Annotated in this window: 13 protein-coding genes and 1 tRNA gene; 7 read left to right on the top strand and 7 right to left on the bottom strand. The window is 32.7% G+C overall.

Translation table 11 applies throughout. The features are described 5' to 3' along the window. Positions 1–21 precede the first annotated feature (21 nt). From AC061E_RS12355 to AC061E_RS12340, 4 genes are all read left to right on the top strand, one after another. Positions 22–1917 (top strand): RecQ family ATP-dependent DNA helicase, encoded by a 1896-nt coding sequence (locus AC061E_RS12355; RefSeq protein WP_478286514.1) that lies wholly within the window; start codon positions 22–24, stop codon positions 1915–1917. Beyond that, positions 1914–2864: a methionyl-tRNA formyltransferase gene (gene fmt / locus AC061E_RS12350; RefSeq protein WP_478286513.1), complete on the top strand. Its 951-nt coding sequence runs from the start codon at positions 1914–1916 to the stop codon at positions 2862–2864. The genes AC061E_RS12355 and fmt overlap by 4 nt, the downstream gene beginning before the upstream one ends. Positions 2865–3031: 167 nt before the next feature. Further along, positions 3032–3304 (top strand): HU family DNA-binding protein, encoded by a 273-nt coding sequence (locus AC061E_RS12345; RefSeq protein WP_086454747.1) that lies wholly within the window; start codon positions 3032–3034, stop codon positions 3302–3304. Between the two features lie 118 nt (positions 3305–3422). Then, a complete protein-coding gene (locus tag AC061E_RS12340; RefSeq protein WP_478286512.1) occupies positions 3423–3983 on the top strand; it encodes a YqgE/AlgH family protein in 561 nt (186 codons plus the stop codon). 2 nt (positions 3984–3985) lie between these two features. Here AC061E_RS12340 and AC061E_RS12335 read toward each other — a convergent pair whose 3' ends face one another. Next, positions 3986–4816 carry an aminotransferase class IV gene (locus tag AC061E_RS12335; RefSeq protein ID WP_478286511.1) on the bottom strand — a complete coding sequence of 277 codons (831 nt, stop codon included), beginning with the start codon at positions 4814–4816 and terminating at the stop codon, positions 3986–3988. Positions 4817–4866: 50 nt separating this feature from the next. Next, complete coding sequence (locus AC061E_RS12330; RefSeq protein ID WP_478286510.1) at positions 4867–5259, bottom strand: START-like domain-containing protein; 393 nt, start codon at positions 5257–5259, stop codon at positions 4867–4869. A gap of 154 nt (positions 5260–5413) precedes the next feature. Between AC061E_RS12330 and AC061E_RS12325 the strand changes: the two genes are divergently transcribed. From AC061E_RS12325 to AC061E_RS12315, 3 genes are all read left to right on the top strand, one after another. Continuing rightward, positions 5414–5487: transfer RNA gene (locus AC061E_RS12325), tRNA-Met, on the top strand. 65 nt (positions 5488–5552) lie between these two features. Then, a complete protein-coding gene (locus tag AC061E_RS12320; RefSeq protein WP_478286509.1) occupies positions 5553–6443 on the top strand; it encodes a site-specific integrase in 891 nt (296 codons plus the stop codon). Next, positions 6412–6756 carry a site-specific integrase gene (locus AC061E_RS12315; protein WP_478286508.1) on the top strand — a complete coding sequence of 115 codons (345 nt, stop codon included), beginning with the start codon at positions 6412–6414 and terminating at the stop codon, positions 6754–6756. Before AC061E_RS12320 ends, AC061E_RS12315 begins: the two co-directional genes overlap by 32 nt. Positions 6757–7430: 674 nt before the next feature. Here AC061E_RS12315 and AC061E_RS12310 read toward each other — a convergent pair. The 5 genes from AC061E_RS12310 to AC061E_RS12290 form a co-directional block, all read right to left on the bottom strand. Further along, complete coding sequence (locus AC061E_RS12310; protein ID WP_478286507.1) at positions 7431–8087, bottom strand: hypothetical protein; 657 nt, start codon at positions 8085–8087, stop codon at positions 7431–7433. 104 nt (positions 8088–8191) lie between these two features. Next, entirely contained in the window at positions 8192–9694 is a 1503-nt protein-coding gene (locus AC061E_RS12305; protein ID WP_478286506.1) for an RHS repeat domain-containing protein, read from the bottom strand. Between the two features lie 598 nt (positions 9695–10292). After that, complete coding sequence (locus tag AC061E_RS12300; RefSeq protein WP_478286505.1) at positions 10293–10853, bottom strand: hypothetical protein; 561 nt, start codon at positions 10851–10853, stop codon at positions 10293–10295. Between the two features lie 27 nt (positions 10854–10880). Then, positions 10881–12290, bottom strand: a complete 1410-nt coding sequence (locus AC061E_RS12295; protein WP_478286504.1) for an RHS repeat domain-containing protein — start codon at positions 12288–12290, stop codon at positions 10881–10883. Between the two features lie 259 nt (positions 12291–12549). Next, on the bottom strand, positions 12550–12987 hold the full coding sequence (locus AC061E_RS12290) for a hypothetical protein (protein ID WP_478286503.1): 438 nt from the start codon (positions 12985–12987) through the stop codon (positions 12550–12552). Positions 12988–12990 lie beyond the last annotated feature (3 nt).

Below are 12990 nucleotides of genomic sequence, written 5' to 3'. Positions count from 1 at the left end.
TGGTAATAAAACAAATACTTTATGAATGATGCTCTTGCTGTTCTTCAAAAATATTGGAAACACGACTCCTTTCGATCGCTTCAAAATGAGATTATTGAATCTGTACTGCAGGGTAAAGATACCTTTGCAGTATTGCCTACAGGAGGTGGAAAGTCAGTGTGTTTCCAAGTCCCAGGGCTTTTAAACAAAGGAATATGCCTTGTCATTTCTCCGCTGGTAGCATTAATGAAAGATCAAGTAGCTAATTTACAACTAAAAGGCATCAAAGCAATTGCCTTGACAGGAGGAATTAAAAGCGAAGAAATGATAGATTTGCTAGACAACTGTCAATACGGTGATTATAAATTTCTTTATTTATCACCCGAGCGATTACAATCAGACTGGATTATTGACCGCATAAAAAAACTTCCTATAAATTTAATTACAATTGATGAAGCTCATTGCGTATCGCAATGGGGACATGATTTTAGACCAGCATACCTTAAAATCTCTACACTTAAAGAGTACTTCCCAAAAACTCCTTTTCTGGCCTTAACCGCAAGCGCAACTCCTAGAGTAAAAACGGATATCATACAACAGCTTAGTCTTGAAAAACCAATATTATTTGAAAAATCTTTTTCAAGACCAAACATTGCTTACATGGTTTTTGAAGTAGAGGATAAATTATTTAGAGTGGAGCAAGTTTTAAAAAAAAATCCAGAACCATCTATTATTTATGTTCGAAACAGAAAATCAACTCTTGATATTGCTTCCCAATTAAACAGTTTAGGATTTAAAGCTACTTACTATCACGGAGGTCTCACTACGAAAGAGAAAGATAAAAACATGCAGGCCTGGATGCAGGAAGAGGCACAAGTCATTGTAGCAACAAATGCTTTTGGAATGGGAATAGACAAACCCAATGTAAAAACGGTAATTCATATACAATTACCAGAAAACATGGAGAATTATTACCAAGAAGCTGGTCGTGCCGGACGTAATGAAGAAAAAGCTTTTGCAATTCTACTCACGAGTCCATCAGATATAATTCATGCTGAAAATCAGTTTTTAAACAATTTGCCTGACAAGAAATTTTTAAACCTAATGTATGTTAAGCTTTGCAATTATTTCCAAATTGCCTATGGCGAAGGTATTGATGAACAATTTACGTTTAATTTGAACCAATTTTGTATCAAGTATAAATTTCCTACCTTAAAAACGTACGCTGCAATGCAGTTTTTAGATCGCCAAGGAGTTATTACTTTATCACAAGAATTCTCAGAGAAAATTACTTTGCAATTTACCATACCTTCAAAAGAAGTAATTCGATACATGAGTTTGAATCCAAATGATGAAGAAATAATTTTAGCTATTTTGCGTACATATCCAGGCATATATGAGATGCAAACCCCTTTCAACCTGCAGCTTGTAGCAAAAAAATCAAATCATAATGAAGCTCAAGTACAAGCTGTTTTACACAAATTAAAAGAAAAAAATATAGTAGAATACCACTCTAAAAACAATGATACCACATTGGTTTTTAACGAAATTCGAGAAGACGAAAGAACAATAAATAGAGTATCCAAACACTTAGAACATCAAAACCAATTAAAAAAGACACAGCTAGAATCTGTAATTGAATATATAAACAATAAAGACACTTGTAAAAGTCAATTAATTCTAGACTATTTTGGGGAGAAAAAAACAGAAGATTGTGGTCATTGCTCCTACTGTATTACCCATAAAATAAAGAAAAAAGACAGTAAGAATCTTGCTCAAGAAATAGTAACTTTGCTCAAACAAGGAGATCTAAGCTCTAGAGATATTCAAAGTAAAACAAACAGTACTATTGACGATATTTTTTTCGTTTTACAAGATTTATTAGAAAATAACATTATACTGGTTCAACCAGACAACACTTACAAATTACGATTATGACAGAGAAATTACGAATTGTTTTTATGGGAACTCCAGACTTTGCAGTTGGGATACTTGATACTATTTTAAAAAACAACTATAATGTAGTAGGCGTAATCACAGCAGCAGATAAACCTTCAGGTCGTGGTCAAAAAATAAAGTTCTCAGCCGTAAAAGAATATGCCTTGAAACAAGAGTTACCTTTATTACAACCGGTAAGTTTAAAAGATGAGAATTTTATAACCGAATTAAAAAACCTAAAGGCAAACTTACAAATTGTTGTAGCGTTTAGAATGTTACCAAAGGTCGTTTGGGACATGCCCGCGTTAGGAACATTCAACCTACATGCTTCCCTGCTTCCTGAATATAGAGGTGCAGCTCCCATAAACTGGGCAATTATCAATGGCGAAAGCAAAACCGGAGTAACTACCTTTTTCATTGAAGATAAAATTGATACGGGAGCGATGATTATGAGCGATGAAATCCATATTGATGATAATGAAAATGCAGGACAACTTCACGATAGATTAATGAATCTAGGAAGTAAAACTGTTATTAAAACGCTCGAAATGATTGCAAATGGCAATGTAAGTACCCAAATTCAAGAAGACCATCAAGATATAAAAACAGCTTATAAATTACACAAAGACAACTGTAAAATAGACTGGACAAAACCCGCTAGTGAAGTGCACAACCTAATAAGAGGACTTAGTCCTTACCCAGCAGCATGGTGCTTTATCAAGGATAAGGATGAGGAATGGAATGTGAAAATTTATGAATCTGCGGTGATTATTGAGGAGCATTGTCATGAAATAGGAAGTTTACATGCTACTAAGAAAGAATTAAAAATTGCTATTTCAGACGGATTTGTAAAAATACTCAGCTTACAATTTCCTGGAAAGAAAAGAATGAACACAAGCGATTTATTGAACGGAATTGTCTTTTCTGCTTTCGCAAAAGCGTATTAGACCCAATAAAACAAGGGAATCACAGTGTGGAATCTAGATTTATCAACAAAAAAAGCAAGTTATCAACAAATTAAACTAAATTAACACAAAACACTTGCGAGGAAAGGAAATCCACTTAAATTTGTATATTAACAATATTTGATAACCAACAATTAATAACTATTATTATGAACAAATCAGAATTAATCGATGCTATCGCTGCAGATGCAGGAATAACAAAAGCTGCTGCAAAATTAGCTTTAGAGTCTTTTTTAGGTAACGTGGGAGAAACCTTGAAAAAAGGTGGTAGAATTTCATTAGTAGGTTTTGGATCTTGGTCAGTATCTGCTAGAGCTGCAAGAGATGGTAGAAACCCTCAAACGGGTAAAACGATTCAAATCGCAGCAAAAAATGTAGTGAAATTTAAAGCTGGAGCTGAACTTGAGAGTGCAGTGAACTAATTTTAGAACACCATATATAGACAAAACCTTCCATTCGGAAGGTTTTTTTTTGCATTTCAACGAAAATATTTATGAATTAAATAATAAAAACCTTAATTTTAATAAAAAAATTAATCCAATGATTACAGATAAAATAAAAAAAGGACATTTGCTCATTGCAGAACCTTCCATAATTGGTGACTTATCATTCAACAGATCAGTAATTTTACTAGCTGATTATAACCAAGAAGGATCAATAGGTTTTATCATTAATAAACCTTTAAAATACACTATTCACGATTTAATTCCTGAAATTGATGCTTCTTTCAAAATTTACAATGGCGGACCTGTAGAGCAAGATAACTTATATTTTATTCACAACATACCTGATTTGATTCCAAATAGTATTGAAATATCAAATGGTATTTATTGGGGTGGTGATTTTGAATTCACAAAAGAGCTTATCAATAAAGGTTTCATAAATAATGACAACATTCGTTTCTTTTTGGGTTACACTGGCTGGCATGAAAACCAACTGGAAACCGAAATGAAAAGCAATTCATGGATCATAACAGCAAATAGCTATGAAAACAAGATCATTGGAAAGTCTGCAACTCATTTCTGGAAAGAACAAATAATGGAACTCGGGGGAGACTACCTCATATGGTCAAACGCACCCGAAAACCCGTATTTAAACTAATTTTACATAAGATTATTTATTTCATTAAGTAATTGTAAGGCTATTTTTGAAACATATACTTTTTTACGATAGTGTGTTATGGGCTGAATTCCCTTTATAACATTGGTAACAAACAATTCATCTGCTTTTTGAAGATCAAAGGGAGAAATTACCTCCTCAAGCACTTCAATATTTTCAATTTTTTTTGCTAATAGTAAAATTTGCTTTCGCATTATCCCATTCAAACAACCTTCTGAAATGGGTGGCGTTATCAACTTATTACCTTGAACCATAAATATATTTCCTTGCAATGCTTCGGCTACGTTTTTACTATCATTAAGCAAAATACAATTGTCTAAGCCGTTTTCGCTAGCAAAAACACTACCCGTTATATTGATAATTTTATTTGTTGTCTTTATACTAGAAAGTAATTGCTTTGAGATGTAAAAATCCTTGTATAAATCAACTTCATACTTTTTATCTTCTATACAATAACGAGAATTTTCAATAGGTACTATTTGAATCACATATGAAACGGATTGATTTTGTGGCAAATAATATCCTCCTTCGTTTCTAAAGACCGTAATTCGGGCTCTTGCCGAACTAGATATTTCATTTTTAAGTGCCAAAGTAATAATTTCTTGAAGAAGAAATTCCATGGTGAAATTCATGGGGATTTCCATTCGGAGTACACGCATGGATGCCATTAATCTGAAATAGTGATCTTCTAGAAAAAGAATTTTACTATTAACAATTTTGACTGTTTCAAAAACACCATCACCATACAAAAAAGCACGGTTTTGACTCCATTTGCAATCGTTTTGAGAAATAATTGTTCCGTTAAAATTAACCATAAAAAAAGCCCTAAAATTATTTAAGGCAAATATAGTTATAAATACTATTTTTAAACGGAACCGATGAGATGTTTTAAATCAGAAATTTGATTTTCCCATAATAAAGTAGCTTCACTAACCTCTCCTTTTTCGGCAAAGTCCACCACCATTAGAGATACATCTTTAGTCAGCTCATCAACAAGTATGTGTAGTTCAAAAAAGTAATCCGTATCCTTACTATTCTCATCAACCCACTTAAATTTAACTTTCTCTCCCGTTTTTTTTGAAGCAAGTCTGGCCTTTTCCTCTGAATCATTCCAAATAAAAGTAAAATATTCGCCTCTAGAGTTAACGTTATCTGCAAACCATTCTGACAACCCTGATGGAGTTGATATGTATTGATACAGTAATTGAGGGGATGAATTTATGGGAAACTCGATTTCGTAACGTACTTTTTGATCCATGAGAAGCTTTTGTATTTTTTTGGAAATATATAGATTATTACCACATAAAAAAAGCATTTTGAAAAATATTTTTTTTTATTAATTTATGCTTGCAAGCTCTAAATTTATTTCTATATTTGCACCCGCAATGAGGGACAGTTAACCACCCTACAATGGCGAGATAGCTCAGTTGGTTAGAGCGCAGGATTCATAACCCTGAGGTCCCGAGTTCAAATCTCGGTCTCGCTACAAGTTTTAAAAATCATAAAGTCTAGATTTTAAGCGGTATTAAAGCAATTTAATACCGCTTTTTTATGTCGAATTTATTACGATATTTACAATCTGAACACGATTTGAAAGAAAAGAAGAAATACTCCGAACCCAAGATCTACGACGATGACGGTGATTTGTCAAAACGATGGTATGTTTATTTTTCTTTTAGAAAAACTGCTGATCTAACCCTAACTAGATTTCCTAGTCACATTTATGCTCCGCAACATCTTGATAAAAAAGGGAGACTTCAATGGTTAAAAAGTATCCAACGTAACTTATCTATACTTTTAAAGGACGGCTTCAATCCCTATGACCCAAATAACAACTTTGAATTTGAAAGTGAAGAAAGTTTAAGCCATTCTATAAGAGAAGCTTTTGAATTTGCGCTGAACATTAAAAAAAGCACCTTAGCAGGTACGTCCTATCAGGGATTAGAGGGCAGAATGCTGCGATTTGAAAAATGGCTGAATGAAAATGGGTTTAAAAACAGCCTAATTACATCTGTAAACAAGAAAGTGGTCACCTCCTACTTAAACGAAATTTTAATTGCTACATCGGCTAAAAACAGAAATAACACACGCACTGACATCAGTTCTATGTTTACTGTTTTAGCAGATAATGAAATTATCCCTGACAACTTTATTCATAAAATTCCAGTTTTAAAAAGTACTCCTGAGAAAAATAAATCTTTTACTAGTGATCAAGAAACTGAAATTTTTAAATATTTAAACGAAAACAATACCTTACTATCCTTGTATGTTAAATTCATTTCCTTTAACTTTTTAAGACCAGTGGAAGTGAATCGTATTAAAATTGGCGACATTGATTTAAATGATAAAATTTTAAAAATTAAAACCAAAACAAGATTCAAAGTAAAGAGGATCCCTCAACTGCTTATTGATGAAATTCCTAATCTCTCCATTTATAAGTGATGCCTATTTATTTGGAAGAAAAGATTTGGGCCAATACTGGGAGGCTACAGAAAATAGCAGAAGAAATGATTTTTCGGATTATTTTTTAGAAGTCAAAAAGAAATTTGGGTTTGATAAAAATTACGGATTGTATAGTTTTAGACATACTTTTATAACTAAACTTTACAATACCTTCATAAAAGAAATGACACCAGATGAAGCCGAATCAAATATAATGTCTATTACTGACCACACCAGTAAAACGGCTCTTAGAAAGTACTTAAGAGAGATAAATGCATATATTCCTGATGATTATTCTAAGTACATTAGATAGTTTATTCGCTTTGTAGAATAACTTAGCATAATTTTGCTTTTTAGTAGAGTACAACTAGTTATAATTGGTCTGCAAAGGAAATAAAAACCACTCTGTAGTGAAGTGGCTTTCATTGTTTTATCCGCGTTGCAAACGCTACGATTTATCTTTTAATTTAAGTAGACATTCGATGCAAATATGAAGCTATTTAAGCCTAATAAAGACATCCTCAGACAAAGTAAGGAGACTTTTATCTCGTTTAAAGCCTACAACACGATCTAAAATAGCTCGAAGTCAGAGACGTTCGAGCAGCACACACAAGAAATTTATATATAAATAAGAACACTGCGCGTAGTGTGGTATTAAAAAAATTGCGCAAAATCAGAGACATTTGCGCAGCTTTTCATGAGAACACTTCAGTTAGCGGGGGCAAGTTTAGCTCGGTTTTTTGTTTTTTAACTTGTTTTACTTGACTTTGTTTGCGGGCACAGATTGCAAATCTGCGCTATCGTTGCCGACATATCCGAGCCATCAGGGGTAATGGTTTTCCACTAGGTTACTGTGATGGTACTAAAATAGTAGAAAAAAGATTCAATATCACCACAGGTACATTTACGGCTATTCCCTAAAAATGTAGCAACTCTATAAACAGCAAAAAGCCACTCCGTAATGAAGTGGCTTTTCTATGTTCAAGTCTAATTTGTTGTTTGAAATGATTTTATAAAATCAATATGTTCTTGTGATAAGACTGGGATGTTTTTGTATTTAGCCAGCTCTAAAAGATAGTTTAATTTAAGGTTGAGATAACCACTTTCATTATCAGTATATGATTTAAATAATGTCCTATAGAAACTATATTCCTTGTTATCATTCTTACTTTTAAGAAAAGGAATCCAGTAAGTATTTAGTGTAAAAACTTTCTCAATTGCCCAATATGTTTCTGTATTATTCCTAAAGAACTCATCTAAATAAATACTAATAGCAAATATTTCTTTTTCAGAAAGATTTTCAACTACAAATTCCTTAATTTTTTCATCAAGAATATCAAGATTTGATAAGTTTTTCAAATCCAAATTTATATTAAATTTTTTTTCTAAATCTTTAGTATAATCATTTGCGGATGTTGTCATGTTTAATATTCGTTCTTGCTCACTTTCTCTAATATCTTCAGTTTCTAAATCAATTGAAAATCTTTTAACAGTCTCTATTTCTTTTAAGTTTTTAATGTCTTTAAATAGAATACTGAATTTACTTATTGATGAATAAACTAAGAATTGATTGCCTTCCAACTTATAAACAGGACAATTATTTCTCTCCAAATTTTTAATAAGCTTCGGCTCTGATTTTGACATTAGGTTTCTAGCAAAACTTGAATTAACAATTTCAAATTTTTGCGAATACGATTTTAAACTCATACTCATGATTAGTATGTTTAATATTATTAGTTTTATACAACTCATAGCTTTACTGGCTTCCAATTACTTTGAAAAACAGGTGGAGTAACTGGACTATTTTTATATCCAAAATCCACATGCATTGAACCATTTTCTATTTTATATTGCGCTTGCCAGTGCTGAATATTGACTCCCCTAGATTGCGCATAAATATAAACTTCAGGACTGACATTACTATTACTTGTTGTCACAAAACATAAAAATGCGGCTCCCGTTTTTGTAGCAGTATATTGAAATTCGTTCGCAATACCATCTATAAAACCTTTAGTTTGTTTATCCAAAGTGACATTTTTGTTACGTACCTTAACTTCCCACCAAACTGATTTAGAATATCTGTAACTTCTTAATCTCATTAAATTAAAATGTTGTCCATCAGAGTAAGCATCAGGTATTGATAATGTAGAACGACCAGGTACACCATGAAAGTTAGCATCTTCTTCAAAATTACTTTCTCCAAATTCTATAAACTTTTGCTCAAATAACTTTCCTGCAAAATCACCTAATTGATTATCTGCAACTCCATATTTTTTTTGAACATAGTTATTAAAAGTTGCACTATTTAAAGGACTCCAGTCAGAGCCACCTTCTTCAACTTCATTCCCGTCATTATCAATGGTCTTGCCGTTATTACCAGAAAATGTTCCATCATTGTTATTCGTATATTTAGTTCCACTAGCAGAGTTCTTCAACTTATCCATAAAGGATTGCGATAACATTCCGTCAGGGTCTACATTTATTACTGGATTATTATATGCATAATTATATGGTGTCCAACGTCTCGATACTTCCGCCAACGGGTCAATATTCATCCAACGCCCAAGTGCAGGGTCGTAATTCCTAGCTCCATAGTCGTAAATGTTAAGCCCCAGCTCGTCCTGCAGTTCTTTCCCGTTGTACTTATACTTTAACGCATCATTAGTAGAAACAATTACAGGCACACTGTAACTACTGTGTTTCAATCCAAAAGGATAATAATTATTTTCCTCTTGTATGGTTAAGGTTTTGTCATAGCTTACACGCACATTACCAAGGTGATCTTTGTACTGATACACATATTTATAAGAACTTCCAACGGGTTCTACATAGCCTTCGGCAGTCGGGAAAAACTTAAATGCGGCGTTACTGTATTGGTATCCTCCTAAATAGTCCGTAGTTATGGTGGTTTTTCCAGGCTCCACTACTACTTTCTGTACTTTTTGTCCCGTTGCATTGTAAATGTAACTAATATTTCCAGCTCTGCCAAATGTAATTTGGGTAGGCAAATTCAAGTGGTTGTAGGTTATGGCTGTGATGTTTTTGTTGTTGTCCTTGGTCATATTACCATTGGCATCATAATCATAATCATCTACAGTATTAGTAGCACTGTCTTTGAACTCGTCCCTAAAATTAGCATTGTTCGCTTTGGTATCCGTAACTTTCATCAATTGATTACTTACCGAGTTCTTATACGCATAGGTAAGTTCATCAATTACAACAGGAGATAAAAACTTAATTATATCAAACAAAAAACCGAGCAATTGCTCGGTTTTTCATTGACTTGTTTTGTCTGATCTCGTTCGTTGCCTATTGGAACGGGTGCGAAGTCGAAGACATTCGCACAGCACGCCCAACTTTTAATAACCTTTTCGTTTTAGAGAAGACTTCGGACAGCTGGAGTTCTATTGTGGATTGTTTGTGTTCTCCCTTTTAACCATTTATGCTATTTATTTTCGAGATTCAACACTAGACTTATAAAAACCAAAAGCCACTCCGTAATGAAGTGGCTTTCTCGTTTAATTATGTTTGTCGCTCATTGTTGTGGGTGCGAAGTCGCAGACATTCCCACAGCACACCCAACTCTTAATAACCTTTTCATTTTAGAGAAGACTTCGGACAGCTGGGGGTAATTTCAGGAACTAAATCGGGGAATTTAGTATTGGAATAGCTGATACAGGGAGGAGACGAGGTATTGAATCGTAATTTGCATTTTTTTTGTGCTTCCTAATGATTGCAGGCTAATTTGGGTACAGATTTTAATCTTTTGGTACGCATAATTGGCGTTATAAAACCAAAAACCACTCCGTTTATGGAATGGCTTTCTTGATTTTATTCGAACAAAGAAATTTATTTTATAATTTTTATAATAGAATTATTTCTAAAATTAGTTAGATTTTTATCATCCATTTTATAACTGCGTAAATCTGTTGAATCAGGAATATATATAATTACTGAGCTTTTAAGCATATTTAAATAAAGTCTTTTTAACTTTTCTTCATCACTTTTAAAATCTTGCTTATGAAAAAACTCTTCTGATAAACCAAAATAATCCCTTGATTCATTTAAATAAATATCTCCCATCATTTTTATTGAATCTTTTGGTGCAATTGAATTTATTGTTTTGGAATACAATGGAATTATTTTATTTTGTACAGTATCTAATATGTACATCACTGACTTTGTTTTATCAAATGAATTTCCTTTACTAGTGAATAATTTCTCATAATTGGATACATTCTTAATAATAAAATTTAAATGAAATATAGGTGGTAGTGGTGCATCACTACCTTTTGGAGATTTCAAATAAACATCAAAACCTTTGTAATTAATCACTAAATCTTCTTTTAAATCTTCTTTTTTGCAACTGAAGAAAAGAATTACAAGAAAAATCAAAATAGTATTTTTCATTTTTATCTAAGTTTATTAAATTTTGAATTATAATTTGTTTGCATTTAATATATGTTGTCGATACGCACCTGAAGTAAATTTAAAATTTGGACTATTCAATTGCATTTTATATATAGCCTTATGTTCTAAATTATCGTATTTTGAAGAACTTGGTAATACAGAAATGTTAAAATCTGCTCGTCCTCCATGCCCCCTAAATTCATGCTCAAAATTACTAAAAATATTAGCGGCTGTATTTAATATCTTCCTATTGTCAAAACTTTGAGTTATTACGTCTATATTCCCACCCACATTATGATAATTACCAAATTCAGTATCTACAGGGCGTGCATAGGGGGTACCAATTCCTAATTCCGCAGACGCTGTTTGTACACTTCCTCCACGTAATTCTTTCGTTGGATTTTCGCCATAAAAGAATTTATAAAGCGTTTTATCTATAAAGTCTGTCGCTTTATTAAACAGACGCATATTACTTTCTGTCGATTTTAATTCAGATATTGCTTGGCTATTCTCCACAGCTACATTATGGTCGATAACTCCATTTTTAGATTCACTCTTCAAATTACTAAACTTTTCCTTGTCCATGAAGAGTACTTCGCCTTTTAAGAAACCTTGACTATCATTCCCTAAATATGCCCCAGTTTTACTATCAAAAATTGGGGACTTTGCTTCCATACCATCTGGGTCAATAAAATACATTGGATTATTAAAAGCATAATTAAATGGACTATGTCTTCTCATTTTCTCTGCTAATGGGTCAATATTCATCCATCTACCTAACGCAGGGTCAAAATTTCTCGCGCCAAAGTCATACATATTCAGCCCCAGCTCATCTTGCAACTCCTTGCCGTTATACTTATACTTTAACGCACTATTAGTAGAAGATATTGTATTAGCATAGCCTGCGTGCTTCAATCCAAAAGGATAATAATTATTTTCCTCTTGTATGGCTAAGGTTTTGTCATAGCTTACACGCACATTACCAAGGTGATCTTTGTACTGATACACATATTTATAAGAACTTCCAACGGGTTCTACATAGCCTTCAGCAGTTGGAAGAAACTCTAAATTAGTCACAGCGATAGTTTTGCTAGTCGGTGAAGTTGAAAATGTTCTTTTGTATTGAAAACCATTTAGGTAATAAGTATCTATAGTTGTTCTAGTTTGAGATTTTGAATCATACGTGCGTACTATTTTTTGCAATTTTTTCCCAATTGCATCGTATATGTAACTAATACTTGGGGCATCTTTTGTACTAAATGTAATTTTAGTAGGTAAATTCAGGTGGTTGTAAGTTATATCTGTAATGTTTTTATTATTATCCATTATCATATTCCCGTTGGAATCATAGGCATAGTCATCTACAGTATTAGTAGCACTGTCTTTGAACTCGTCTCTAAAACTACCATCATTCGGTCTGGCATCTACAACTTTCATCAATTGATTACTCGCTGCGTTCTTATACGCATAGGTAAGTTAATCAATTACAACAGGAGATAAAAACTTAATTATATCAAACAAAAAACCGAGCAATTGCTCGGTTTTTCATTGACTTGTTTTGTCTGATCTCGTTCGTTGCCTATTGGAACGGTTGCGAAGTCGGAGACATTCGCACAGCACGCCTAACTTTTATTAACCTTTTCGTTTTAGAGAAGACTTCGTACAGCTGGAGACATTCGCACTGCACACCCAACTCTTAATAACCTTTTCGTTTTAGAGAAGACTTCGAACAGCTGGCATCGGATTTCCTAATTAAAATAAATTTTTCGCCATTATCCCTATTTTTCATAAATATAGTATCTTCAGAATACTTGTCAATTTTGTAAATACAAACTGCACATATTTTAAAGGTGCTATCTTTTTTATCATAAGTCCAGTTTTCTTCGTCTGACCCTTCTATATTTAGTACAGAAGGATTTCCTAATTTGTTTTCCTCAAACGAATTAAAACTCATCATTTTATGGTTTGCAAAAAAAACTAATTGAGAATTCATATAAATATAATTCCCTTTTTTATCTTCGACTTTTCTTATCCAAAATGTACTATCACTTTTAGTAGTTAGAATTTCATCAAATTTATTTTGCTTGGTGCAAGACAAAGACAAGAGACAAGTAACTATAATTATCTTTTTCATAAT

It is taken from the genome of Flavobacterium sp. GNP011 (genome assembly GCF_056428925.1).
This window is presented reverse-complemented; position numbering and strand designations above follow the sequence as displayed.

Bases quoted from the DNA above. Each gene is read 5' to 3' on its own strand.
- AC061E_RS12335 (WP_478286511.1), bottom strand. From the start codon at position 4,816: ATGGTTAATTTTAACGGAACAATTATTTCTCAAAACGATTGCAAATGG.
- AC061E_RS12345 (WP_086454747.1), top strand. From the start codon at position 3,032: ATGAACAAATCAGAATTAATCGATGCTATCGCTGCAGATGCAGGAATA.
- AC061E_RS12295 (WP_478286504.1), bottom strand. From the start codon at position 12,290: ATGAAAGTTGTAGATGCCAGACCGAATGATGGTAGTTTTAGAGACGAG.
- AC061E_RS12340 (WP_478286512.1), top strand. From the start codon at position 3,423: ATGATTACAGATAAAATAAAAAAAGGACATTTGCTCATTGCAGAACCT.
- AC061E_RS12330 (WP_478286510.1), bottom strand. From the start codon at position 5,259: ATGGATCAAAAAGTACGTTACGAAATCGAGTTTCCCATAAATTCATCC.
- AC061E_RS12355 (WP_478286514.1), top strand. From the start codon at position 22: ATGAATGATGCTCTTGCTGTTCTTCAAAAATATTGGAAACACGACTCC.
- AC061E_RS12315 (WP_478286508.1), top strand. From the start codon at position 6,412: ATGAAATTCCTAATCTCTCCATTTATAAGTGATGCCTATTTATTTGGA.
- AC061E_RS12320 (WP_478286509.1), top strand. From the start codon at position 5,553: ATGTCGAATTTATTACGATATTTACAATCTGAACACGATTTGAAAGAA.
- AC061E_RS12310 (WP_478286507.1), bottom strand. From the start codon at position 8,087: ATGTCAAAATCAGAGCCGAAGCTTATTAAAAATTTGGAGAGAAATAAT.
- AC061E_RS12290 (WP_478286503.1), bottom strand. From the start codon at position 12,987: ATGAAAAAGATAATTATAGTTACTTGTCTCTTGTCTTTGTCTTGCACC.
- fmt (WP_478286513.1), top strand. From the start codon at position 1,914: ATGACAGAGAAATTACGAATTGTTTTTATGGGAACTCCAGACTTTGCA.
- AC061E_RS12300 (WP_478286505.1), bottom strand. From the start codon at position 10,853: ATGAAAAATACTATTTTGATTTTTCTTGTAATTCTTTTCTTCAGTTGC.